Here is a 25786-nt window from a genome sequence, read left to right as displayed (position 1 = left end):
CATCCTGGCTGAGGCGTTCAAGAACAACGCAACTCGCTTCGTCTCAATGACAAAGTGGAACCAAGGCTTCTTTCTTTTTCACACACACACACAAAGCTGTCCGCGACGACTAATTCGTGGATGCCTATTTCATTCTCTGGCTTTACTTAGATTGATACTACTAAAGATCATTCCCTCAGGGGGTTCTGTTCGTTTGGCTACTGTTACCATTGAATGTGGGAATTCCATAGGAATATGGAACTCCTATAACAAACTGGGTTTAATCTCGGCCAACTCGTTTACGCCAATGATGTGAGATCACAGCCCATCTGAATTCCCCAAAACTGAAAATAAAGACATGGGTAAAATTATCTGGCTATGTACTCATGGCCTCTAGGCGATAATTTCCCTGTTGCTAACATTACTATTAATAGTTGTATCGACTCTTTTTGGAGTCTTTAGTGGATGTTCTATTTCTTATTGCCAACATCTTTTACAACAACAATTCCCCTCGCATCACTGTAATGGCCTGACCACTAATGTAAATTCTCTCAGGAGTACATTCCACATGCAGCTCTCCACCACGGCCTGAAGCTTGGTAGGCCAACATTTTGTCTTTGCCTAGTTTGGCTTGCCAGTAGGGGCCTAACGAACAATGGGAAGAACCGGTAACGGGATCTTCAGGGATGCCCATGGCTGGGACAAAGTAGCGGGAGACAAAGTCGTAGGGGGTGTCTCCCGCACTGGTAACAATGACACCTTGGTAGGGAAGTTTGGCGATTTTCTTGAGGTCGGGAGTGAGGTTAACGACAGCTTGGTGCGATCGCAACTCCACCAAGTAGTTAGTATCATTGCGCGAACCATGAACAATATCCGCATGGTTCATCGCCGCTACCATGGCCGGAGAAATCGGTGCATCATGTACCGGCTGGGCAGGAAAGTTCATGCGCAGTAGCTCTCCATGCTGAGCGACGAGTAGCTCACCACTTTTTGTTTGAAATCGAGCAGTAATGCCTGCTTCGAGGTGACCTTCGGTCCAGAGAACATGGGCACTGGCCAAGGTAGCATGGCCACAGAGGTCAATTTCATCGGCAGGAGTGAACCAGCGCAGGCTGTAGTTGCCTTCTTCCTTTAGCGGATAGAGAAATGCGGTCTCTGAGAGGTTCATCTCCGTTGCAATCTGCTGCATCAAGGCCTCGTCCAGCGGTGATTGGCTGACGCATACCGCTGCAGGATTGCCTGCAAAGGGTTTATCTGTAAAGGCATCTACTTGAATGACAGATTGCTTCATAAGTTCTTTGAGGAGGAGGTTACTCTGTCAGGATTTTGGCATGTTTGGGGAAGTGATCTAAGGGGCGTAATGTTTTGCAACTGTTGAATAACCCCATGCTGTCACAGAGTGTCGAATGTGCATGACAACAAAACCACAACAGGAACTAACCGTATTGTGCCGCATGGGATGGCGCTTGGTTAATTCCTTGCTGTATTTCTTTATTCATAGGGCACCCAACAAGGGGGTTCCCCTACAAGCGTATTGGATTGTGAATGTTCTATTCGCCCTGTTCAACCAGCTGATTAAGCTGAAAACGCAGTGAATTAGCCGCTGTACCATAACCCACCTGTTCATAGAGCTGCACCGCTGTTTCCCAGTCGGTGACAACCGCTTGCTGCACGGCAGACGCTTGCTGCACGGCAGACGCTTGCTGCACGGTAGAGGACACATCGGTCGCTTCACTCAGAGCCAAATAGGCACTCCCCCGCTGGGCATAGAAGTCAGCAATGTCAGGATTGAGGTTAATGGCGCGGGTATAAGTGGCAATAGCACCTTCATAATCCGCTCGAGCCTGCCGTTCTTGAGCTTCCAGTAACAACTTTTGAGACACCGTTGCTGTCTCCACCATCATCCGATAGCGCACCGTTGATGGCATCAATCCATCAGTTGTCTCTACAGACGCTTCCATACCAAACTGAGGCGACCCATCATAGTCAAACAGCGGCTCAATCTCATAGGCCACTCGACCGCTACCCCGATCGCCAGGTAACGTTAGCACAATGAGATGACTAATCTGAGATTTCTGTGTAGGGTCAACGGTTCGATAGCTTACCTGACTATCGACCTCCAGAGGCGTGTACTTGCCTTCTGCATACACGGCCACACGACTCACAATGTCAGGATTGTTGTTAGCCAACTTTAGCTGAATTGCAATTGTCTGACCTGCCTCAGCTGTCAACCGATGGCGCAAAGGTCGATGAGACTCAGCGGTGACTAGCTTGGTTTCTGTCGCGCCAGCCTGTAGCAGCACCTCGGCCGACACGGGCATGGCCAATCCTAGCAATACACCCATTAAACCTAGACTACTGACTATAGACCGCATGGTGGCCTCCTAAGGGAACACTGATTAATTTCGTTAAGAGATACTCCACGAGAGATTGGGGTAGTTCCAGAACAATCAGGGTGATATCAACTTAAAGTTATGAGTTTTGAACTATGAACTTTAGGTTAAAGAGCCTTATTTTGAGGCCATAAACCCATGCTCCCTGAGTTCAAGGTCGCAATGCTTGCATAAATGTGAAAATCATTATGCATCTTTAGGTAACTGGTTCGGGTCCTGCTGTAGGGGCATTGCATGCAATGCCCCTACAGCAGGACCACCCACTTCGCTAAACGTGACTCATTCTTACAAAGCGTTGCGAATCGTTGAGCAATGACGATGCCATCCTAGGGACTCTCATATTCTGAGGGTTGGGTAATCAAAGCTTGAACACCTGAAGCTCGGTCCGTTGCCCTAACCTACCTTAGATCTTTTTTCTTGGAGCGCTTTTTATGAAACTGGCCTATTGGATGTATGCAGGTCCTGCCCACATTGGCACCTTGCGCATTGCCAGCTCATTTAAGAATGTCCATGCCATCATGCACGCCCCCTTAGGGGATGACTACTTTAATGTCATGCGCTCCATGCTTTCCCGTGAGCGCGACTTTACCCCAGTAACTACGAGCGTTGTGGACCGCCATGTATTAGCCCGTGGTTCCCAAGAAAAGGTTGTCGATAATATTACGCGCAAGGATAAGGAGGAAAATCCTGATCTGATCGTTCTGACGCCGACTTGCACGTCCAGTATTCTGCAAGAGGATCTGGCTAACTTTGTTGAGCGTGCCCAGCTCGATGCCCAAGGCGACGTCATGCTGGCGGATGTGAATCACTATCGTGCCAATGAGCTACAGGCCGCTGACCGGACGTTACAACAGATTGTTGAATTTTATCTTAAGAAAGCGGCTAAGCAAGGAAACTTGCCCAAAGGGAGAACAGAGAAGCCCTCGGTCAATATCATTGGGATTACTACCCTAGGTTTCCACAACAACCACGACATCACCGAGCTCAAGCGGCTGATGGCGGACTTGGGGATTGAGGTCAATGCCGTGATCCCCGAAGGAGCGTCGGTCCATGAACTCAAAAATTTGCCCAAGGCCTGGTTTAACTTGATCCCCTACCGGGAGATTGGCTCACTTACGGCTGAATATCTACAGCGGGAGTTTGAAATGCCCTATGTGGATATCACGCCCATGGGTGTGGTGGATACGGCCCGCTGTATCCGTGCTATCCAAAAATTGTTGAACGACCGTGGTGTGGATGCCAACTACGATCAATTTATTGATGACCAAACTCGGTTTGCCTCCCAAGCGGCCTGGTTCTCTCGCTCCATTGATTGCCAAAACCTGACTGGAAAGCGCTGTGTTGTGTTTGGTGACAATACCCATGCGGCGGCTCTGACCAAGGTGCTTTCACGGGAAATGGGTCTGAAGGTGGTGCTGGCGGGGACTTACTGCAAGTATGACGAGGCCTGGTTCCGCCAGGAGGTGGAGGGCTACTGCGATGAGGTGCTGATTAGTGAGGATAATGGTGCGATCGCAGATAAAATCGCCCAGCTAGAACCTGCCGCCATCTTCGGCACCCAAATGGAACGCCACGTGGGCAAGCGACTCAATATCCCCTGTGGAGTGATCGCCGCCCCCATCCACGTGCAAAACTTCCCGGTCGGCTATCGCCCCTTCCTTGGTTACGAAGGAGCCAATCAACTCGTAGACCTGATCTACAACTCTTTCACCCTGGGCATGGAAGACCACCTTCTGGAGATCTTCGGCGGCCACGACACCAAAGAAGCCATCACCCAGACACTTTCTGCCGATGCAGACCTCAACTGGACTCCCGATGGCTTAACCGAACTCAAGCGCGTCCCTGGGTTTGTGCGTGGCAAGGTCAAGCGCAACACCGAGAAGTTTGCCCGTGAGCAAGGGCATACGGAAATTACCGCTGAGGTAATCTACGCAGCAAAAGAAGCTGTAGGGGCATAAGAAAGTCCATCCTTCATCGGCAAAGAAAAGCCCTAGAAGCCTCAAAATCTGAATAGTGCCATTAGAGCCTGCCTAACAATCCTAGGCAGGCTTTTAAGCATCCTTCATAGAGATAGCATCAAAACTGATATCACAAAAAGATGTCAACATATGAGAGGCAATCCTGTAGGGACACTCCCTTGTGGATGCCCGTGGATACCCTTCGATATCGAGCACTATCAGTCAGGATTTCGGATTAGAAGGGCAAGCAGCAGTCTTATTCATTGAGGCAATATCAAGGCCTGAAACAGGTAAAACCATCAATGTATTTCCTTTACGTGCCATAATTTGCACTTGTTCGCCAGGCTCTAATACCCCACAAACAGAAGCCTGATGAAGCGTTGCCCGTGACAGCACACCATAACGCTTTACCCAGCCAGTTTTACCAGCTTCAATCCGCTCTTCCACAGTCGCTGTCGCTACTTGCGCGAAAGGCACTTCTTCCGAGTCCTTATCCCGCAAATAAACCGTAAAGTTCGTGTACGGCCTGGCATCTAGAGAGGCCAAAGATTCATCGAATGAATCCCCCAAAGAACCGTCTTGCTGCCTAACCAAAGCAAAACAAGCAAAAATACCGGCCCCTGCGGCCCCTCTTATCCAATTATCTGGCACCCATTTTTCAGGGGCAATCACGGCAAGAGCCAATGGCAAAGACAGCAGCATCAACCCAGATCTTCCCAAAGTATTCATGGTGACCTCCCAGTCAATTAATCTCCGATCCGCATGAATTCATAGGCAGAATTCATATTTTGAAAGCTCATATTTCTAGATTACACAATGATCTCAAAAATGATATCACTTTTAGATATCATTCTTGAGATCGCTTCTAGGAGGTTGAGTTATCAATGTTTTCAAAAAGATGCTGCTGAAAAATACAAAATGTAACGTCATTCCTGACCCTATTTAGATATCTGGAATAAACGTAGGCATGCAGCCCTAAAGTACCCTTGCTACCTAGGGAATGCCTTCACCCTGGGGTCATTCTGGCAAATTAGGAATAAATACTCACCATTTTTGTGATCTCTAAAACTGATATCACGGGTAGTATGTATTTAAGAGCAACAGTGCAAAGAGGCTAGGGTGAGCGGTATCACATCAAATGTAGGAGGTAGCGGATATAACCGGAATCTTAGAGCGGGGGCACATAGCAAAGCGCAACTTGTACCTCGTAAGCAGGATAAGGATAAACCTACTGTGGGTAAATCCAATCGAAAACCTAAGCACAATATCCCATTCCGAACAGATAGCGAAAGCCATCAACGGATGTTAGATGCTGTTGCAAAATCGAATAGCAAAAGCCTAAATGCTTGGATGAACGAGCAGTTAATTAAGGCGGCCAACGAAGTTTTAGGGCAGCCTCAACTCGAAACATCCAAAGTACAGTCCAAAGCAATTCGTTTACTGATTGAGGATACCCACAGGGCAGGGGAGCTTGTAGATCGCCTGGATGAGTTGAACCTTTTAGATATTGATAATTGGCCACCCAGTGGGGTGCTTAAATTCAACCGTGGATTAAATCATTTCCTAGTTGGCCTAGATGCAATCCAGCCATTTCTGAAATCAGATACTGCCCAGATACTTGTGACTCCTGAAGAGCTGTCACAAAGCAAAGGCATTATGCACATATTAGAAGACATCACTCGCACATCGACTGATGAACAGGTTGGGATCGAATTCCTAACATTCTTTCTAATGACAGCCTTGAATACTTCTGACAACAATGATCCCCAGTTTTCTAAACGATTTACAGATGCCCTCAATCAATTCTTGCAAGGCCTCATGAAGATTACTAAATTCCTCAAAGAAGACAAAGCTCAAAACGCAATAAAGGTCTTAAGAGTCATTCTCACCATGATTCATGAGGCTAAAGCCTAAAATTTTAGGCAAAAGACCATCACAAGCCAGAAAGTTGGAATATATGTAGATTTATAGATTTTCTAACTCTCTCTGCTTTTATGTTTGACTCCCATAACGGGAATATTTGATGTATACAGATTGGGCCTGATATTTATCACTGCCCATATGCCACACAGCAAAGCCTGAATCGCATTTGCCTTTCTTTAGGTAGCCCCTACATCATGAAGCCATTCGCTGTAGATCTTGCGTTTTCTCTTAAACTGCTTGCAGTCGAGAAATATTCTGCTGTTATCGATCAACTGAGCAAGAGATTACGGAAGTCAAAAGTCTTAGTTTCCACCTATCACTTTCAAGACCAGCGCTGGACATGTACCCAAGTGTCTGGAAAGGAGCTTCGAGAAAGAAGCCCAGATACTCAATGGCTTATATCTGAGGCCCTTTTCTCAAACTTGCGTGTCGACGGGCTTTTAGCTGCAGATATCCATGACTTGACTCGAAAAATGAGCCAAATGGATATCAATCTACTGAATGACAGGTATTTCTACAGCGAGCATGCTCCCAGCCCCAATAATCTTGATAAACGGATTGAATACGAAGTAAGATTGGCCGCTCAGGAAAATATCCCCATGCTCTTACCCGAGTATCCTGGAAGCCAGCTCATTAGTCGCAAAATTGAACAACATGCCAGCTCATACGGCGTCACCTTGGTAAAACCCTTAGAACCTTCACCAAGTCGCCCCTTTATTGTCCCAAACTGGCTTTTAGATCTCGCTTATTTAAAAAAGCTTTTAAAAAAAGAAGATATTTCATTCCCCATTGGCAATCTAGATTGGTTTTTTATAGTGCTTCCTGCCGCCCTTGTGAGCCTCATGGCTGAGGGTAATGCCTCTAATGAATCACTAAATTTCTCAAGCAATAAATCTCCAGCCGATAATCCTGATACTCTAAATCAGCCCAATCTAAATTCAGAGAATTTTGATTCTGCTAGTCCCCCTTGGCTAGATGCAAGAAATTCGGTTTCCTTAAGAGATAGGGACAATCCAATAATACTAAGCTCATATACTCCCAAATCAAATACGCTAGGACAAAATACCAATAACGATCAAAGCAGTGTCGAACAAGCAGGACAAGGTATCGAACTGGGTAGTCCAAGTACAGCAACAGGCTTGAGTAGTCTGTCTGAACCGGAAAATGGACTACGTAATCTTGAGACCACCGTTGCTTCCGTGAGTCAGATATCAGACTTGTCTCAATCGCAAGCAACTGATTTAGATGAGGCCAATCTTGACGAACAAAATCCACAAGGGATTAGCAGCAACGCAGAAACTATCAACATTACGAGTGAATCAGAAGAAAATGCATCAGCTGAAACTGAGCTACTTGAAAGTACAGATCTCATAGAGCCTGCTGACTCTGATGAATCCTTACAATCAGTGGAAGGTTCAGATACTAAAAATCAAACATCTGTAGAGTCTGAGATCCAGGACTCTACTGCTCCTACATCGAATACATCGTCCCAAGAATCAATACCAGATGACTCCCAGAGCCAAATTCTGGCAGTAGATAACACACACTCCAGTAATGAGAACAATGAAGCCTCATCACAAACTAGTAGCGAGAACGAAACGGTTACTGACATTGAGGAATCCCCAATATCATCCATTGATAATGTAGATAACGAAACGGTTACTGACATTGAGGAATCCCCAATATCACCCATTGATAATGCGGATACGGCCCCGTCGCCTTCTCAAGACTTATCCTCAATAGCGATAACCACTGTCAAAGAAACAGGCATTATTTCCTTGGAATTCCTATTGGATGGAGGTGCCTATGAAGGGGAATTGGGGATTGTCAGCTTAGAGGGATTGGCATCCTATGATGTAGATTCTTCTGAATTTGCTCGTGAATTAGCTAGGAGAGCGGCAAGTAACTCATCATTGGGCTACATTGCAGTGTCAGATGCGTTAGAAGAGGCCCGATTCTCAGACACATTGGCATTGGACACCTTCATCGAATCAGGTGATTATGACTTTGGCCAATCTAAACAATTTGTTTTTGATCCAGGTACACCAGTTACATTTGTTTTAATTCCTGACACAACCTTTGAAGAGGCCATATCAATACCTGAATGGAATAGCCGCTCACGTCCCTTAATTCCTAGTACACAGGTTAAGGATTTGACGGGAGATGGGTTGATTTGGGGGTTCGAAGATCAGCCCTTAGAGAGTAGTGTCAATGATTCTGATTTCGATGACATTATTATCCATATCGACAATGGCACGACAGATGAATTAACGGGTGATCCTGCCAATATCACTTTAGATCCCGCGTTTGAAGGTAATAGCGACTCATCAAGTCAAACTGCTTTAGTAGAGGATGAAAATACTTCACTCATTCTTGAGAGCGATGACGTGATTGGGGCAGCTACCAACGACTTGATGATGGACAATCTTGGTGCAGATACAAGCCCAGCCAACTTCAGTCCTAAATCTGAATCGGAACAAACAGCAACGGATGCCGGGTTGCCTAAAAATGACCCACCGGTAAAATTAGATGGGATAGATTTCTAAATTTCATACATGCCAGACGTAGCCAATCAAAAACGGGCCCAAGCTGCCTATCAACTGGGGCAACAGGCCTTTGAGCGAGGCCGATATGCAGATGCCGTAGCCGCGTTTGAACAAGGCATTGCCCATCAGCCGGGCATCTCTCTAGATGGTGAGTTAAAGCTCTGGCTTGTTAACGCATTAACGGCCACCGATCGCCGTCAGGAAGCGATTGAACTCTGTGGCAAGCTGGCCCGGCATCCGAACCTGGATGTCAGGAAGCAAAGCAAACAGCTGCTCTACATTATTCAGGCTCCCAAACTGGAAGCTAAAGAGGAATGGCTGACTAAGATTCCTGACCTGGCAACGCTAGAGGATAGCAACGAAAAGCCATGGCAAAAAATCCTCACCAAACCTCGTCCCCCCAAGCCACCACCGCCGCCGTTACCCCTAAGCGAAGTCAATACCTGGGATAACGGCTTTGCCTGGGTAGCCCTGATTGGTTCTGCTCTCTTGGTGGGAGGACTTTGGTGGTTAGGTTAAGGGCACTGCGATTACTCATCGTCATGGCCCTGGCCCTATGCCTAAGTGGCTGTGTCGATTATCAGCTGGGCATCCAGTTTGATAGCCAGACCCATGGTGTCCTGGTACAAACGTTGCATCTGGATGAACGATTTGTGGCCCTCAACAGCGAAGTCCGCCAACAGTGGCTCCAAGTCTTTATCGAAGAGGCTAAAACCTTCTCAGGTAAAGTGAATACGTTGGATGATGGGACGCTCCAGGTAAGGATTGATTTTAATAATGGCGCTGATCTGGTTAAAAAGTTTAATCAGCTCTTTTCCGAAGATGGTCTGATGACACAGGTGCCTGGAGCACCGCCGCTGCTGGCTCATTTGGAGCTTACCCAGAAAAACTGGGGGGTAGCGCTGCTTAATCAGCTCCATGCTGACATTGACCTTAGTGCGCTGAAGGCTGACACTGCCGTCGGTGATGGAGGGGCTCTAGACCGCTGGCGAACGTTGGATTTAAGTTTTCAGATTGGTTCGATGGGAGAACCCAATCGGTGGCCCCTTAAACCTGGACAGGTGAATACGATTGATACAACGTTTTGGGTGCCAAGTTCGATCGGGATCGGAGCAGGGGTGATTACGCTGCTTTGTGCAGGGGGATATGGGGTTCGTCATGGATTAAGGCGATCGTAAGGGGCAAACGTCTGGTCCCCATTACCGATGGTCTTGCCCAAGTTCACTCTTTTAATAAATGAAAAACCTTCGTCCGATCACAACTGTCCTGTAGTAGCCTGTACCTGATCTTAATTACTACGATTTGAGGTGACTACTATGCGGCAGGTTAACTTTGTCGTCATCTTTGTCATTTGCTTGGCCCTCGTACTGTTTGCCATTGAGAATACAGCCCCTGCCACTATTCATATTGTGCGTGGTGTGGATATCGACGCACCGTTGTGTATCGAGCTGATGATTTCGCTAGGTGTGGGTGCTGTCCTGGCTTGGGTATTTAGCGTATGGGTACAGGTACAGGGATATTTCAATATTAATCCTCAAGTCCAACAGCGGGAAATGCGGATTCAGCAACTAGAGGAAGATGTCGAGCGCTATCGAGTGGAGCTAGAGGATCTACAACCGATGTTGCCTGGGACAGCAAAGGTTACGGAGACGGAAGAGGCTGCTGCTTAGATGGGTCAGCAGTAAACATGAGCAGTGGGATTTTCGACTGGAAACCGTTGCCCACTGGCTTAATGACTCGGCTCTAATTTGAACATTCGGTAGTCACAGGCCATTCAAAGCCAAGGGGAAGGAAAAGGGAGCGGGAAATCCTCACCTTTTTCCTTCCTTTTTTATTTTTCTAAACAAAAATTAACCCGTTGCTCCCTAGTGCCTTGCAGCCTCTACCTACCAAGCGATTTTTAAAGTTTTTAAACCGTTCTATGGGTCTTTGTAACTGAATTTGACAGTTTTTTTTGAAAATTCAATTCTTCTAAGCTATAGTGCATTTGTTCACGCTACATATAGCGTTGGCGTTGCTAATTATCTAAAATTAGTAACGGCGCGTTTGCTAGTGTTTAGCAGTCTGTGTATATGGCTAATTCTTTAGCTCAACGTGCGATCGCATTTCTCATTGACCTTTCCGAACGCGGCGAAATTGATCCGTGGGATGTCAATGTGATTGATGTGGTGGATCGGTTTCTCATAAGTCTCAAGGAGCAAGCCCCCGCTGTCGCAACCAACGGGCGCTCTCCCTACGAAAAAAATCTGTCCGAATCCGGTCAGGCGTTTCTCTACGCATCGATGCTAGTGTTGCTCAAAGCCGACACCTTGATCCGCACCGAAATCGAAGAAGAGGTGGTCGAGTTTGAGGACCCAGAGGAATCGTTTGAACCCCAAGGGTATGCCAAGCGGCTGCCTCGCAATTTGGAGCATTATATCCATCGACGGGCGGTAGCCAACCCACCCGAAAAGCGACAGGTTACGCTGCAAGAGCTGATCACCCAGCTAGAAATGATGGCGGCGGCCATGGCAAATCCTACCCCCCGTAACCGCAATCGGGGAGCCAAGCCCCACTCAAAACGCAAAGCCATCAGTACCATTGCCCAGCTGGCCCATCAGGAAAACCTATCGGAAATTGCCGAGGCCCTCTCCACATTCTTAGATCGCTACTGGGAAGAATTGGAAAGTGCCATCGACTGGATGGACTTTGAGCGGCTATTAGAGCATTGGGCGCACTTCCGTCCTGATGTCCTGGGCGGTCCCATCACCAAAGAACTGACCGAAGAAGACTATCGCCATGAAAAAGTTGGTGTGTTCTGGGGACTGTTATTTTTGTCGTCACAATCTAAAGTAGAACTAGCCCAGGAACGCTTTTACCGTGATCTCAAGGTCAGACAGCTCAACGAAGCAACACTGGCTGATGTACCGACCTACGCTTTACCTGATTAGAAGCTAAGTAGGTTACCCAAAATAATTGCTCCTGTAGGGTGCTGTCAGGCGAAGCCACAACGCACTCTATTTCAAGGGATTGAATGATTAGAAGTTAGTAAGTACGCCAATGGCTTGGATTTGGTTCAACCAACAGCGAATGTACGGATAAAAGGACAATCCCTTAGTGTCAGGCGTCGATACAAATATACAAAAATCAATATTTGTCCTGGTGTCTGTGAGGCAGCAATGAAGACCCTGAATATGCGTGGGTATACTGTAAACACCCTTGCTACTATCTTGACGTTGCCGAGCTTCTCACTCTTGGTCAATGCCAGCATTTTCGGCAATAACAAACTTTAGGGCTTTTCTAAAGTTTGTTATGAGATAGCTCTTGTCAACTGATTAGATCCAGAACCATGCGCTTGATGCCGTTACTAATAGTTTCGGTAACGGCGTTACTGATGGTTTCGGTAATGCCATTACTGGTAGTTTCGGTAACGCCGTTACTAATGGTTTCGGTAACGACCGTTTATTTTTACCTCTTAGCTGTTAATTAAGGAATAGAGAGAGCATTTATGAAAGCCATGATCTTGGCCGCAGGGAAAGGCACTCGTGTACGTCCAATTACATATACCATTCCAAAGCCGATGATCCCCATCCTGCAAAAGCCAGTGATGGAGTTTCTATTAGAACTGCTAAAACAGCACGGCTTCAATCAAGTTGTAGCGAATGTCAGCCACCTTGCTAACGAAATTGAAGGTTATTTTAGAGACGGTCAGCGCTTTGGTGTAGAACTGGCCTATTCCTTTGAAGGGCGTATTACCAATGGTGAACTGGTGGGTGATGCCCTCGGTTCTGCAGGTGGTATGCGCAAAATTCAAGACTTCTCACCGTTTTTTGACGACACGTTCGTCGTTCTTTGTGGTGATGCCCTGATCGACCTCGACCTAACCGAAGCGGTCCGACAGCACAAGGAAAAAGGCTCCATCGCCACCATCGTGATGAAGTCAGTCCCCCTCAAGCAGGTACCCAGCTATGGTGTGGTCGTAACTGACGAGACTGGCCGTATCAAGTCCTTCCAAGAAAAGCCAACGGTTGAAGAAGCCCTAAGTACCGACATTAACACCGGTATTTATATCTTTGAGCCTGAGATCTTTAAGTACATCCCCTCCGGTCAAGAGTTTGACATCGGTGGCGATCTATTCCCCAAACTGGTAGAAGCAAACGAAGCTTTCTACGGCATCACCATGGAGTTTGAGTGGGTAGATATCGGTAAGGTGCCTGACTATTGGCAGGCTATCCAGGATGTCCTCACAGGTCAGGTGAAGGGCGTTAGCATTCCTGGACAGGAAGTTAAGCCTGGGGTATTTACGGGCCTAAATGTGCAGGCTAACTGGGACAAGATTGATATCGAAGGTCCTGTGTACATTGGTGGCATGGCTCAAATCGAAGACGGTGCCACCATCGTTGGTCCTAGTATGATTGGCCCCAACTGCTGCATCTGTAGCGGAGCCCTGGTTGACAAGAGTGTGATCTTTGAATACTCACGCATCGGTCCTGGTGTGCGCCTGATCGACAAGTTGGTATTTGGTCGCTACTGCGTCGATAAGACCGGTGCCTCTATTGATATGCAAGAGGCTGCTCTAGATTGGTTGATCACAGACACCCGTCAAGAGGTCTTGTCTGAGCCTCCCATTGAGCATCGCGCCATTACTGAATTGCTAAACGAAGCGGTCGTATGAACGTTTCGTTTTATGTAGGGTAGGCAATGTCCACCTTTCCATAAGCAAGGCCCATGGGATATCCCATGGGCCTTGCTTATGGCTCCATCACTTCCTCAACGGTCATTCCATACCGGGCAGCCCCAGCCGCCGCAATCGAAATTAGGATAACGGCCATCATCGAGCGCACCGTCAACATTTCACCTAACACCACAAATCCTGAAGCCGCTGCCAGCATTGGCTCGACACTGAGCAATACACCAAAGACATTGACCGGTAGTCGGCGGAGGGCAACCAGTTCTAAGGCATAGGTAGATGAGGATAGGGCAGCTACAGCAGTCGCGATCGCAAGCAGCCGTATATCCAACAATGCAGTCCCTGCCGCTCCAATGCCAATGGGCAGTAGCAGCAAGGTGCCAAACACCATGCCCCAGGCCAGCCCTTCCAGGCCAGGTATCACCTTCCCCGTTGCCGCCGCTAGCAGAATATACCCGGCCCAGCTCAGGGCAGCCATCCCCGCGAAGCCTAACCCGATGGGGTCCAAACCACTCCCCTGGAGCGGCGCTAACAGGAGCACGCCCAACGCAGCCAGCGTCACCCACACCACATCCAACCAGCGGCGCGACTTGATCACCGACAACCCCAAGGGGCCAATAAACTCAAGCGCCACAGCAATTCCCAACGGAATCCGATCAATGGCCAGGTAAAAGCAGGTATTCATCAGCGCCAGCACTCCACCGTAGGCCAGCACCAGGGGCCAATGGGTGCGCACATTTTGCCCACTCGGTCGCCACAACACCAACAACAACACCGCTGACAGCGCTACTCGCAAAAATACTGTGCCTAACGGGCCTGCCAACTCAAAAACAGACTTGGCCAGGGCAGAACCCAACTGCACCGTCACCCCCGCCAAAACTACCAGCGTTGGTGCTGGGATCCGGTCTGCCAATGGTTTCATAAATATGTGGGGGTCCAACCGATCAAAATAGGGATTCGCAGGAGCCGGTTCCATCCCGGCCCAACAACGAATCCCTATTCTAAGGCTGCCTTATACCGAATCCGAATTCATTAAGCCCGATTAAAAATAGACAATCTTGTAGGGGCACTCCCTCGTGGATGCCCTACGATACCGGACGCTATCAGTCAGGATTTCGTATTAGACCTAAGTCGGCCTTTTAGTCTTAAGCTGCCGATGATTGCTGATGGCGGCTATCATCATCTCGATCATCCGCAGACAGCTTACACAATGCCAGTAGCTGAGCTGGGGATAGTCGCCCTTGCAGGTACAGCAACCAAATGCGATCGCAAGTGCCTTTTTCCATGGTTTACCTCCCAGGAACAATGGGGCTACCTCTAATCTAACCAAGCCATCTAGAAAGGCCGGATGAGACGTGCCAACCTTGATATTGGCTAGTTGGGAGCCACGCTCAAAGTAGCGCCCTTAGGGAGTACTACAATACTTTTTATATCTTTTCCAGAATAGCCATGGCCGCCCACCCTACGATTGCTTATTGATTGTTCGAGACAACCATAGCGAGCCCACAACACCGGCAAAGTGAGAAATCAAGGTATTGATGGTTGCCTGGACCAAAAACACATCTAGCGGCTCAACGGCCAGAGTAGGATTGGTAACGGCCACGTTGGCTTGGGGTTGTGCAATGACTTTGAGCATCAACGCACCCACCACTCCTCCAGCCCCGAGCAAGCCAAAGAACATCCCTAAAACGCTAATGCCTAAACCGGTGGTGACCATCTTGGCGGCGTTCTTCGGTTTGGGGCGCAGGTCTGGATTACTGGATTTGAGCCGACGGGAAAAGCGGGTATACTGAAACGCCCAAAATGCACCGACATAGACAGCGGCCAGCCCCAATGCGGCCAACAGGAAACCACCTCCAGCAGCGGCATTTTCGGCACCGCCCCGGTTGGTCACTGACTGCAATCCCAGCAGCGAGGTCACAAACAACAATGTGGCAATCACACCGCTAACAATTTGTACCCAGAAGCTGAGCCAGCCTACCAGGCGAAAGTTATTGGCAATTCGACGGACGGCTGGGGGCAGGGAGTAACCAAGTTCACCGGTCATAATGCGTTTTAGAAACGTCCCAATATATTAGGCATTCTTGAACCCATCGGTAAACCTTCCACCGAACCTTCCCCTAGACCTCTAGTCGGACACTGTTCGTCATTAGCAACATTAGCAGGGCCAAAGGCAAATGTACCGTCTGCCGGATCCAAGGGTTTATGCACCAAGGTAAACCGGTTAAAGGGTCGAATGGGCAGGTCTTGGGGCGTTATGTGTCGGAGGGATAGGCCATCGATATAGGTCAGGCTATGGTCAACGCTTTGGTAAGTCCAGATTTGGGCATAGGCAGCATGGGTGGGTGCGATCGCAACAGCACAATAGTCATGCCACTCGGACGAATCAATTCGGCCCACATCACTGCGTGCCAAGAAGCTCCCCTTAGCATCAAAAAACGTCATCCCAAATGAGCTGTATTCCTGAGACGTAGAGCGACCATAGCCCATAAGCTGATAAATCTGCCCAGGGGCAACCCTGACAGTCTGACTGGTACCACTATCCACAGTTGACAGCACCAGAGAAGCCATCCCAATGTAGCTATCTGTCATCGATATTTGCTCCGTACCTTCCAGCGTCACCCAATTTGCCAACCCCGCTTCAAAGCTACCGTTTTGCAACAAGCAAGCACTACCCCCAATGGCAAGTGGCCCATTCTCCTTTGCCCTACGTTGCCACGATGTACGCAAATCAGAAGAATCTAAACGACCTAGAGAAGAGACTACGTGTAACTGAGATACATCATCTTTTCCCAATGCATTGGGTGCCCTTAACAAATCCGTCATAGGTTGAAGTCCAGTGAACAAGCGTCATGTTGAGTTGGTAGATGTTAGAAATAACCGAGAAGTTTATCACTGCAATGCGCTGATCCACAGCCAACAGAACAGATTAGGCAAGCAAACGTAGAGTCTACTAGCACCCTCAGGCATCAGGATCATCAAATCAGTAACTTGTATCTTTTAGCTATGTTCTATCCGGAAATTCAACTACAGTTCACTAATTTCATAAAAACTACATAAACAGCTCAGAGCAGCCAAGAATGGGCTACCTATCTACGGTTTACGACCAGCAAACATGCATCTAAAAGAGTGTTCATCTTAAACCGGGAAATCCAAACTGGGTAAGAATACAGGCGTCAAACGTCAGGAAGGGGCCTGAGTTCTGGCTATATTCGGCTGAGCTCACGTTGATGCTGGTCTCGAAACAAGCACCCCTACTACATATACTTATCTAGCAACAGTTTTAATTTGTCCTTAGTGGCTTCTGGGGCCGTATCCAAGGGAGTAATCACCGCATATTTCAAAGCAGAATGCGCCTCCGAGTCAGGCGGGTTTGCTGTCAGCCGACGTACTACATCTCGAATTACCAGCTGAGCATTCACCGCATTCTTTTGTAGATTTCCGATCACCATTTCAACCGTCACATTGTCATGGTCTGGATGCCAGCAGTCATAGTCAGTCGCCATCGCTAACGTGGCATAGGCGATTTCAGCCTCCCGCGCCAGCTTTGCCTCCGTCAGATTGGTCATACCGATCACCGTAGCGCCCCAGCTGCGATATAGATGAGATTCTGCCTTAGTCGAAAACGCTGGCCCCTCCATACACACATAGGTCCCCCCCCGGTGGAGCGTCACCCCTGCTAAGTCAAGACTGTCTACAGCATCCCCCAGGGTAGCCGCCAGATTTTTACAGATCGGATCACCAAAGGCAATGTGAGCAACAATGCCCTCTCCAAAAAAGGTAGCCACCCGGTCCTTAGTCCGATCAATAAACTGATCCGGAATCACCATATCCACTGGCTTCACCTCTTCCTTGAGGGAGCCCACTGCCGATGCAGATATCAGGTACTTCACCCCCAAGCTTTTCATCGCATAGACATTGGCCCGGAAGGGTAGCTCCGTCGGCATCAGCCGATGACCCCGACCATGGCGCGCCAAAAACGCCACAGGTGTACCGTCCAACTTGCCGCAAATCAACGCATCAGACGGTTGACCAAAAGGAGTATCAACAGTCACCTCTTCCACATCGGTGAGAGCATCCATTTTATAGAGACCACTGCCGCCGATAATGCCAATATCTGCTTGCACCATGGAGATTTCCTGCTTTAAAACTGTGTGCGGGTTGGACAGCTATAGCCCAACCCGCACGCAATAGTACAAGAGGTCACTCCATAAAGACAGATTTTTAGGGATCTGTTTATAGATGAGTCACCGCTGAGTTTCCTTTATGCCAGGCCAACTAGCTGGTCACTCAGTTCCCAAAGACGACGCGCTTTCACATCATCCAGAGCCTCATTGGACATTTCCTGCACAAAGGATTTACGACCTTCCTGCTGACGATTACCCCAGCTCCAGTAGTAGCCAGACTGCTCATAGCCAGGATCAGCCGCTACCGCCGCCACGCGATCGCCAGCCACCGCTTCAGTCACATAGCCCTTAGTAATGTTCTTTTGGAACCAGGGGAAAATGGTCCGAAAGGCTGAGTAATGATTACGGAACAGCTCAGTTTCAGCGACGCAACCCGGATACAGCGAGCTAAAGACAATATTAGTAGACTCGCTATAGCGACGGTGTAGCTCCCGCATAGTTAGCACATTGCACAGCTTGCTGTCCTTATAAGCCTTGCCCGGCTTGAACTTCTTGCCATTGGCCATGGTTACAGGTGCCTTGAAACCTTGCTCGAAACCTTCGAGGTTGCCCAGGTCTGGCGGCGCAGGAAATGGAATCTTACCCCCTAGCTCCTTGGGATTAGCCGTCACGGTACCCAGGATCACCAAACGAGGATGGGATGACTTTTTCAGATCATCCAGCATCAGGCGACACAGCAAGAAGTGCCCCAGGTGGTTAGTAGCCATGCTCAGCTCGTAGCCGTCTTCACTACGCATGGGCTCTTTGAGCAAAGGCAAATAAACCGCTGCATTACACACCAGCGAATCTAGCGTTCTACCAGTGGCACGAAATTCATTGACAAAGCTACGGACACTAGCCAAGCTAGCCAGGTCGAGCTTCATGATGGTGTAGGTGCCATTGGGCATGCCCACTTCCTTAGCGACCTTTTCAGTTTTAGGCAGATTGCGACAGGCCATCACCACGTGCCAGCCCCTACCGGCCAATGCCTTTGCTGCATAGAGGCCAACACCGGAGGAGGCCCCGGTAACTATCGCTGTTGATTGCTGAGATTGGACCATGGGTATTGATGTCTAAAAGCGCGTCTAAAGTGCTATTGATTCATGAGGCTACTAGGATCTCATAAGCTTGGGCAGTAACGATTAACTGAAATAAACCTTAAGCAATGCTGGAGAGACGTTCCATGGAACGTCTGTACATCCAGAAATTGGGCTGGGGATGCGTAAAGGGAGGTGTAAGAGCAACCGCTCGGCTGTTTTAGTGAAAAGCGTAGAATTATTTAGTAACGCACCATTTAAAAGCAGGTTTCTTCTGACAAAGGCATGACCTACAGCGACTTTACCCTAGCTAAAGTGCAGGCTGATTTTGGGTTGACCTTAACTGAGCAACGGGACTTATTTGCTGAGATTAAGCCCATTACGCCCTCTGATTTATTGGCGATGACCCTGGCAGAGTATTTGCCATTGGCCATTGACATCAACAGCGATAAAGCACGCTCTGAGTTTATTATTGCGCCCGTCCTGGGTGATATTCGACGCTTATCCAATCACCAGGTGGCCCTTTTCTCAGGTAAAGAGTTCAACGTTGATAAAAACCGTGGTCTAAACGGATTCTGTGACTTTATCCTAAGCCGTTCTAAGGAACAACTTTATATTCAATCGCCTGTGATGACGGTGATTGAGGCGAAGAATGAAAACTTGATTGGTGGGTTGGGGCAATGTATTGCGGCGATGGTGGCGGCTCAGTTGTTTAATCAGCAGGCTAATACCGTTGTTGAGGACATTTATGGTGCTGTTACCACCGGGACCACCTGGCGTTTTTTGAAGCTAAACGCTCAGACTGTATGGATTGATGCGGCTGAGCATTACATTCAGGATGTAGCATCCATCCTTGGCATCTTGATGATGTCAGTGGGTGTAGGACTATGACCATCAGCCCCCTAAGCTGGATCAAAGGGGGCCTTAGTCAACGTCTAGCTTTTAGGCGATCGCGATATTTTGCCGCCAGAGCCGCCTTTGCCGCCCCAGGATGGTGAGGAACCTTTGCCTTGGGTTTTGCAAAATGATCCCTGAAATCGGGAGGGATCACCAAAGACTAGGGGCTGTTGCTGTTCGGGTTGCTCCGGCTGATTAGGTTCTTGAATAAAGCCCAGGGCCTGGAGAGCCTTGGGGCTCCAGGGTTTACCCATAAACATAAACATGCCGGGAGCATCGGAAATGGTCAGATATAGATGGCAGCGGCGTTTAGTGTGCCAAAATCGTTGCTGTTTCATAACAGTTCGCTAGGTGAAAGCAGGGTGAGACAACACAAATGGCAGAAAGTATTTTAGAGACTGCTATAAGGGCAAACTTAACTTTCCCACAGAAGAACTAAAACTTCTAGGGAAGAATAATATTATTGATAGATGCGGTAGGCAAAGTGATCTATCTATGGGATAGTGGTTGTCCTGGGGATCGCCCATGGTGCCAGGGTTAGGCAGCGGGAAAAGCCCTAGGAATGATGCCTGGGTTGATCAAATCTACGTAGTTGGGGACTAACTACGCTGGGGTGATAAATGCTCGTTGATGCAGTCTCCCGTGAGACCTTCTGTCCGTTCTACTCTTCGTACAGCTACAGGTTGACCCGGATTATTTATCAAGTTTGTTACAAAGCCCTGACTCTTCGGATTGCAAGGGTTTTAGGCTACATGTATAAAGGTACACTGACATTTTTTCAGAATTACTGAAAGTCTTTCTTATTATCAGGCCATTGGTATTTCGCTGAGTGGCCTGATGGATTGGAGGTGAGCCCATGGATATAACTAAAATTACTCAATTTCAGGCTCAATGACAGAGAAGAAATGCACAGTGCCTGCAGCATCGCCTGCAACAATGGTGCGACTGCCAGCGGACAGATCACAGGCATAAAATGGATGATCTCCACAGAAGGTGGCTAAACAGTTTCCCACTCTCAGATCCCATAGTTTCAACGTTTTGTCGTCAGATCCCGATAGCGCCCGCCTCCCATCTGCACTCATCACTACGGAATTGACCCCGTTGCTATGACCTGCCAGGGTGCAAATCACCTCCCCAGTGCTCAGATCCCACAGTTTCAACATCCTGTCGGCAGAGCCCGACAGCGCCCATTTCCCATCTGCGCTCATCACCACAGAATTGACCCCGCTGCTATGGCCCTCAAACGTGCGCAACGCATCTCCTGTGGCAATATCCCAAAGTTTCATTGTCGCATCGCTAGAACCCGACAGCACTCGTGTAGTATCCGTGCTCATCATCACAGAGTTAATACTACTGCTATGGCCTTCAAAGACTCGAACTATCCTGTCTGTGGCGAGATCCCAAAGTTTTACTATTGCATCATTAGCTCCCAACAGTGCCCATTTACCATCTGTACTTAGTGCAACAGAATTAACCCAACTGTTATGGCTTTCGAGAGTACGAATTGGCTGTCTCGTAGTCAGATCCCACAGTTTTACTGTCGCGTCGTCAGCTTCCAACAGTGCCCATATACCATTCGAGCTTAGTGCCACAGGCAAGCTCCAGTCGCTATGGCCTTCAAAAGTATGAATCACCTTACCCGTGGCTAGATCCCATAGTTTTACCGTCGCATCGTCAGCTCCTGATAGTACCTGCGCGTTATCCGCGCGCAGTGTCACAGAACGAACATGACCACGATGGCTTTTAAGAGTAAGACTCGCCTCACCCTTTGTCAAAAGCCTCCACAGTTTCACTGTCCCATCGGAAGCCCCTGACAACGCATGCGAGCCATCCACACTTAACGCCACGGAATTTACACTGCCACTATGCCCTTCAAGGGTAAGGATTGCCTTACCCGTAGCTAAGTCCCACAGCTTTACTGTCCTGTCGGCAGACCCCGACAATGCCCGCGTGCCATCCGCACTTAGTGCTACAGACATAAGCCGAGATCCATGGCCTTTGAATGTATGGATTACCTCCCCAGTGGTCAGATCCCAAAGATTTATTATTCTGTCGACAGATCCCGACAATGCCCGCGTGCCATCCGCACTTAGTGCTACAGACATGACTCTAAATCTATTACGACCTTTGAGTATACGGATCACCTCGCCTGTGGTCAGATCCCATAGTTGCACTGACTTATCAGAAGAGCCCCACAGCGCCCGTGTGCCATCTGCACTAAGCGCTACAGACATGATCTTAGATCCATAGCCTTCAAGAGTAAGGATCACCTCACCTGTGGTCAGATCCCAAAATTTTACTATTCTGTCATCAGCCCCTGACAGTGCTCGCGTGCCATCCGCATTCAATGCCACAGAATTGATCTTAGAGCTATGGCCTTCGAGAGTAAGGATCACCTCGCCTGTGGTCAGATTCCATAGTTTTACTGTCCTGCCAGCCCCCAGGAGTGCTCGCGTACCATCCGCACTCAATGCCACAGAACTAACCCTCGATCTGCAAACCTTGAGGGTGCGTATCACCTCGCCCATGGATAGATTCCATAGCTTTATCGTTCCGTCGGAAGATCCCGATAACGCTCGCGTACCATCCACGCTCATCACCACAGAATTGACCGTAGAACTATGGCCTTCAAAAGTTCGTCGCAGCGGACCATTTGGAGTAGGGAGATTTACATGTTGAGGCTGTAACCAAGCAGTTCGTTGTTGTTCGGATGCATGGTCTAGCAGAGCCTGAAATTCAGATTGTTTATTATCTCTTAGGTGTCCCCACAACCTCTCTGTAAGTTGATCTGGTCGTGATACCAACACATGAGCCGACAATCGCAATGTGTTCTGTAACCAATTGAGAGCCTTGTCATCTGTTAGCCAATCATAGTCCGCTAGCAGGCGATTGATACCGTTAGCCTTTAGCTGTGTTCGCAGCCAATCATAGTCAAATAACAACTGGCGTAGTTCATCCAGCTGTCCAGCTTCTTTCAAGTGCCGTGTCAGTTGTCCAAAAAAGTAGCCATCTTGAGGACAGCTAGCCCATCCTTGCCCACACTTTTCTTTGTAAGCATCCAACCACCTCTGATGTCTTAAAAATAGATCTTCCTCAGTTCGCTTACTGATATAGTCACATTGCAAATCATGCAGCGTCAGTCGCCCCTGCTCATCCCGCCGCAACAACGATTTATCCACCAGCTCATCCAACAACTCTTCCGTATCATCCTCATCCAAGCCTAAAGGCTGCCAAAATGTCTCTAGCACCGTTTCCGGAATCGCCATATCCTCGGAAAACACCGCAAAGTCTAAATATCTCTCCTGCACCTCCTCTGCACCCAGATTCCCCACCTCATCCAGCGCGTCCACACTCACCTGAATCGCCCGAAACAGCTCATACTGATACCCTGGCAAAAGCTGTTTATTGATCTTATGCTTCTCTAAATCTGCCGTTTGAAGTTTTTCCAGCACCCGCTCCCATCGCTTGGGCCTATCTCGCAAATAAGCGCCCACCATCGCCAATGCCAACGGCAAATAGCCACATTCCTGCGCCACATCTGTTGCCACATCCGGCAGCTCATCCACATTAGTCCACTGCTGCAACAACTCCAGTGCCTTAGTTTTCTCCAACTCTGCTAAAGAATATTTAAACGCACTCAACCGATTAGCAATACTGTTATCCCGAGTGGTAATTAACAGCTGACACTGCTCCCCCAACGCATCGAACGCCGCATTATAATGGGCCAAATCCCAAATATCATCCAGCACCACTAAACATCGCTTGTCTTTGAGCAATCGGCCCAGTGCAGCCTTACCGTCATTGGCATCCGTAAAACTCGGCTTAACGTCCCCTAAATCAGTAGCCAGGTTGATCTGCAACGCCACCAGATTAGGCGTTTGCCCCAACGACACCCAAAACAATCCATCTGGGTAGACTTGCCGCACGTCCTCATCTCTCACCAATGCCGTCGCCAACACCGACTTACCAATGCCTCCCATACCTTGAAGACTAACATTTCGTCCTCCACCAACAGTTTTACCCGTTACCGCAATAGCCTGCTCCGACTGTCCCAATACAGCGTCCTTCAGAGTGGCTAAATCCTCTGGCCTAGGCAAAAAGTTATTGGGCAATGTCGGCACATTAAACAACTCCCCCATGGGCACCTTTTCAGTACCCGTAAGTTCATCTGGTGTCTCTACTTTTTTAGGCGTTCAGCCACCCGGCGAATACCTTTGGCAATGTCCGTAAACGCCTGATCCTGATTCGTCCAGTTAGTCACCGGCTCCGCATTCTTCGGCAACGCCTGCAATTTCGAGAAGGGTGTATCTTTCCAATCCACAGACCGTAAGATAATTGGAATCACACAGGCCGACTTTTCCCCATGGCGCTTCATCGCCTGCTCTAGTTCCACACCCCAACAAAAATCAGATGCCAGAAAATCCGCACTGATCAACAACAAAATAATATCAGCCTTCTCAAGCTGTTCTAAAATCTCTGTTTCCCACTCTTCACCACCCGTAATATCTCGGTCATACCAGGCCGAAATCACCTTCTGTCGTTCTAATAACTTCAGGTGAGTAGCTAATCTATCCCGCAAATCCTCATCCTCATGGGCATAGGAGAAAAACACCTCCAGAGTATCTTTTTTCACAGATGCTTTCGCCGCAGGCTTTGATTGATCAGACGCAGTAGTCAATACGGTGGCAGATGAATCCGACGTCTGTAGGGTCGTTGCATGCAACGACCCTACAGAATCTCCTTTCAACAGAATCGGCACATCCTCATCCCCTGAACCACTCAGTGCAACAGCAGACTTACCCAACTCAAAGGCAAACTCCACCGACTCCCCAGCCCCTAGCGCATCATAAAACCCCACCGCAAACTCAATCGCCGCCCGGTCCCCCATGGAGTCACTCATACCAATCACATAGGGCACATGCTCCACAATCGCCTCCGCCTGCGCCTGGGAATAACACCCATTCAGCAGCACACAGTCAATCTGTCCCTTCTGCCCAAACAACTTAAACAACCCAGCCAACGCCGACCCCGTTACCAGCTGAGCATTGCCCGACACATCCTCAAAATACAGCCCCGCATCCCCTGCACCATGGCCCGAAAAATGCACAATCTGCGGCATTTCATCCAACATCGCCCGCTGCAGATCCCGAGGCCGCACCGCCCACCGCTGCTCAATCTCGAACTCATCACGACGGCTAGCCCGCTCTAGGCCATTGCTAATATCCCGGACTTCTTCGCCTATACGTAAACGTGTAGTATCATTAGGATTCGCCGCAAGAATCAGGATTTTAGGCATTGACAGAGCATGGAGGAATTCGCCCCTACTATAGCCTGTTTATCCTGGCAGGTCAGGGGTTAGACATAGAAATTCTTTTTTTCTTGAAGTGTTGGTTGAGAAGCGATAGGGATTGCTTGGGGTCCCTCCGAGTTCCCTTTCCGGAAGTATCCAGGTCCTGAAAGTCAGGCATACTGGGGTTTCCCATGGGTAGGGGCGGAACGCCGCCCTACAACCCACGTACCGGAGGGATACGGATAATAGTGAATTGGGCTGATCTGGCGATCGGCGAAGCGGTTTAGAATTTTGCTTGTCGCGACAAGCAAAATTCTAAAAAGGGTTATCCAGGCTGTTTTCAAAACTCTCTTATTTATAAGAAATAGAACTTATAAGAAAGACTTTTACTTTATATCTAAAATGCCTGCTACAGAAGGAATAAATACCCTTTTACGGTGTGTAGCGAATGCGGAGCAGCGTAATACCCCACCGATCGTAATGCAATCACCTTGAATCACTGGCCGATAAAACTCTTATGCGAGGGGCGTGGGGAAGTTGAGTTCCCCACATTGGGGGGTTTCAGGGGGGAAAGCCCTGAGCAACCCACCCCGCTATTGACCAACACCTAAAAGCTGGGAGTAAACCCTAGCGCCATTGCCCCCCGAAGCCCCTCTCCTGGAGAAGAAAGTTTTATCAAAGCAGCACAAGCCTCTCTAATGACTCTCCACCTGCGGGAACAAATGCGTCCCCAACAACCCCGCATCACACATACGACACTGCCGACGACCATAGTCCCCATCTCGATTAATCCCCATCACCGCCAACATCAACGACGACGGCAACACATACGGATCCGCCACCGTATAATTGTTAGTGTCACTAATTTTTCGCCATAGCTTGGTATCGTCTCAAATAGTTCAAAGTAGGGATTTACAGCCATACTGGA

At 48.6% G+C, this 25786-nt stretch carries 22 protein-coding genes; 9 read left to right on the top strand and 13 right to left on the bottom strand.

Annotated features, from left to right (window positions below; translation table 11 throughout):
* Positions 1-472 precede the first annotated feature (472 nt).
* Positions 473-1270, bottom strand: a complete 798-nt coding sequence (locus tag IXB50_RS15665; RefSeq protein ID WP_215609926.1) for a PhzF family phenazine biosynthesis protein — start codon at positions 1268-1270, stop codon at positions 473-475.
* 259 nt (positions 1271-1529) lie between these two features.
* Complete coding sequence (locus IXB50_RS15660) at positions 1530-2354, bottom strand: tetratricopeptide repeat protein (protein WP_215609925.1); 825 nt, start codon at positions 2352-2354, stop codon at positions 1530-1532.
* Between the two features lie 449 nt (positions 2355-2803).
* On the opposite strand from IXB50_RS15660, the gene bchB reads away from it, so the two are divergent.
* Positions 2804-4330: a ferredoxin:protochlorophyllide reductase (ATP-dependent) subunit B gene (gene bchB, locus IXB50_RS15655; RefSeq protein WP_215609924.1), complete on the top strand. Its 1527-nt coding sequence runs from the start codon at positions 2804-2806 to the stop codon at positions 4328-4330.
* A 222-nt stretch (positions 4331-4552) separates the two neighbouring features.
* Here the strand turns inward: bchB and IXB50_RS15650 are convergent, their stop codons facing one another.
* Positions 4553-5059: a hypothetical protein gene (locus IXB50_RS15650; RefSeq protein WP_215609923.1), complete on the bottom strand. Its 507-nt coding sequence runs from the start codon at positions 5057-5059 to the stop codon at positions 4553-4555.
* 504 nt (positions 5060-5563) lie between these two features.
* On the opposite strand from IXB50_RS15650, the gene IXB50_RS15645 reads away from it, so the two are divergent.
* From IXB50_RS15645 to IXB50_RS15615, 7 genes are all read left to right on the top strand, one after another.
* On the top strand, positions 5564-6244 hold the full coding sequence (locus tag IXB50_RS15645) for a hypothetical protein (protein WP_215609922.1): 681 nt from the start codon (positions 5564-5566) through the stop codon (positions 6242-6244).
* A 491-nt stretch (positions 6245-6735) separates the two neighbouring features.
* On the top strand, positions 6736-8799 hold the full coding sequence (locus IXB50_RS15640) for a hypothetical protein (protein WP_215609921.1): 2064 nt from the start codon (positions 6736-6738) through the stop codon (positions 8797-8799).
* Between the two features lie 9 nt (positions 8800-8808).
* Positions 8809-9318, top strand: a complete 510-nt coding sequence (locus IXB50_RS15635) for a tetratricopeptide repeat protein (RefSeq protein ID WP_215609920.1) — start codon at positions 8809-8811, stop codon at positions 9316-9318.
* Positions 9306-9977 carry a DUF3153 domain-containing protein gene (locus IXB50_RS15630; RefSeq protein ID WP_215609919.1) on the top strand — a complete coding sequence of 224 codons (672 nt, stop codon included), beginning with the start codon at positions 9306-9308 and terminating at the stop codon, positions 9975-9977. The genes IXB50_RS15635 and IXB50_RS15630 overlap by 13 nt, the downstream gene beginning before the upstream one ends.
* Before the next feature lie 138 nt (positions 9978-10115).
* The gene (locus tag IXB50_RS15625) at positions 10116-10469 is read left to right on the top strand and encodes a lipopolysaccharide assembly protein LapA domain-containing protein (RefSeq protein ID WP_215609918.1); all 354 of its coding nucleotides are present in this window, start codon (positions 10116-10118) and stop codon (positions 10467-10469) included.
* A gap of 402 nt (positions 10470-10871) precedes the next feature.
* A complete protein-coding gene (locus IXB50_RS15620; protein WP_215609917.1) occupies positions 10872-11729 on the top strand; it encodes a segregation/condensation protein A in 858 nt (285 codons plus the stop codon).
* A gap of 557 nt (positions 11730-12286) precedes the next feature.
* Positions 12287-13453: a sugar phosphate nucleotidyltransferase gene (locus IXB50_RS15615; protein ID WP_215609916.1), complete on the top strand. Its 1167-nt coding sequence runs from the start codon at positions 12287-12289 to the stop codon at positions 13451-13453.
* A 76-nt stretch (positions 13454-13529) separates the two neighbouring features.
* Here IXB50_RS15615 and IXB50_RS15610 read toward each other — a convergent pair whose 3' ends face one another.
* The 6 genes from IXB50_RS15610 to IXB50_RS15585 form a co-directional block, all read right to left on the bottom strand.
* Positions 13530-14444 (bottom strand): EamA family transporter, encoded by a 915-nt coding sequence (locus IXB50_RS15610; protein ID WP_246564566.1) that lies wholly within the window; start codon positions 14442-14444, stop codon positions 13530-13532.
* A 169-nt stretch (positions 14445-14613) separates the two neighbouring features.
* Complete coding sequence (locus IXB50_RS15605) at positions 14614-14754, bottom strand: hypothetical protein (RefSeq protein ID WP_215609915.1); 141 nt, start codon at positions 14752-14754, stop codon at positions 14614-14616.
* Between the two features lie 176 nt (positions 14755-14930).
* Entirely contained in the window at positions 14931-15515 is a 585-nt protein-coding gene (locus IXB50_RS15600) for a DUF3611 family protein (protein ID WP_215609914.1), read from the bottom strand.
* Positions 15516-15523: 8 nt separating this feature from the next.
* Positions 15524-16294 carry a hypothetical protein gene (locus IXB50_RS15595; RefSeq protein WP_215609913.1) on the bottom strand — a complete coding sequence of 257 codons (771 nt, stop codon included), beginning with the start codon at positions 16292-16294 and terminating at the stop codon, positions 15524-15526.
* 431 nt (positions 16295-16725) lie between these two features.
* Positions 16726-17598, bottom strand: a complete 873-nt coding sequence (locus IXB50_RS15590) for an S-methyl-5'-thioadenosine phosphorylase (RefSeq protein ID WP_215609912.1) — start codon at positions 17596-17598, stop codon at positions 16726-16728.
* Positions 17599-17732: 134 nt separating this feature from the next.
* A complete protein-coding gene (locus IXB50_RS15585) occupies positions 17733-18695 on the bottom strand; it encodes a protochlorophyllide reductase (RefSeq protein ID WP_215609911.1) in 963 nt (320 codons plus the stop codon).
* Between the two features lie 261 nt (positions 18696-18956).
* On the opposite strand from IXB50_RS15585, the gene IXB50_RS15580 reads away from it, so the two are divergent.
* Positions 18957-19562, top strand: a complete 606-nt coding sequence (locus tag IXB50_RS15580; protein ID WP_215609910.1) for a hypothetical protein — start codon at positions 18957-18959, stop codon at positions 19560-19562.
* Positions 19563-19606: 44 nt separating this feature from the next.
* Here IXB50_RS15580 and IXB50_RS15575 read toward each other — a convergent pair whose 3' ends face one another.
* The 4 genes from IXB50_RS15575 to IXB50_RS15560 all read right to left on the bottom strand — a co-directional run bounded on the left by IXB50_RS15575 (position 19607) and on the right by IXB50_RS15560 (position 25700).
* Positions 19607-19906 (bottom strand): hypothetical protein, encoded by a 300-nt coding sequence (locus tag IXB50_RS15575; RefSeq protein WP_215609909.1) that lies wholly within the window; start codon positions 19904-19906, stop codon positions 19607-19609.
* A gap of 534 nt (positions 19907-20440) precedes the next feature.
* Entirely contained in the window at positions 20441-23707 is a 3267-nt protein-coding gene (locus IXB50_RS15570) for an NB-ARC domain-containing protein (protein WP_215609908.1), read from the bottom strand.
* A gap of 38 nt (positions 23708-23745) precedes the next feature.
* Positions 23746-24864 carry a TIR domain-containing protein gene (locus IXB50_RS15565; protein ID WP_215609907.1) on the bottom strand — a complete coding sequence of 373 codons (1119 nt, stop codon included), beginning with the start codon at positions 24862-24864 and terminating at the stop codon, positions 23746-23748.
* Positions 24865-25553: 689 nt separating this feature from the next.
* Positions 25554-25700, bottom strand: a complete 147-nt coding sequence (locus IXB50_RS15560) for a hypothetical protein (protein WP_215609906.1) — start codon at positions 25698-25700, stop codon at positions 25554-25556.
* Positions 25701-25786 lie beyond the last annotated feature (86 nt).

It is taken from the genome of Leptothoe spongobia TAU-MAC 1115 (assembly GCF_018739885.1).
In the GTDB taxonomy this organism is placed as follows: Bacteria; Cyanobacteriota; Cyanobacteriia; order Phormidesmidales; family Phormidesmidaceae; genus Leptothoe; species Leptothoe spongobia.
This window is presented reverse-complemented; position numbering and strand designations above follow the sequence as displayed.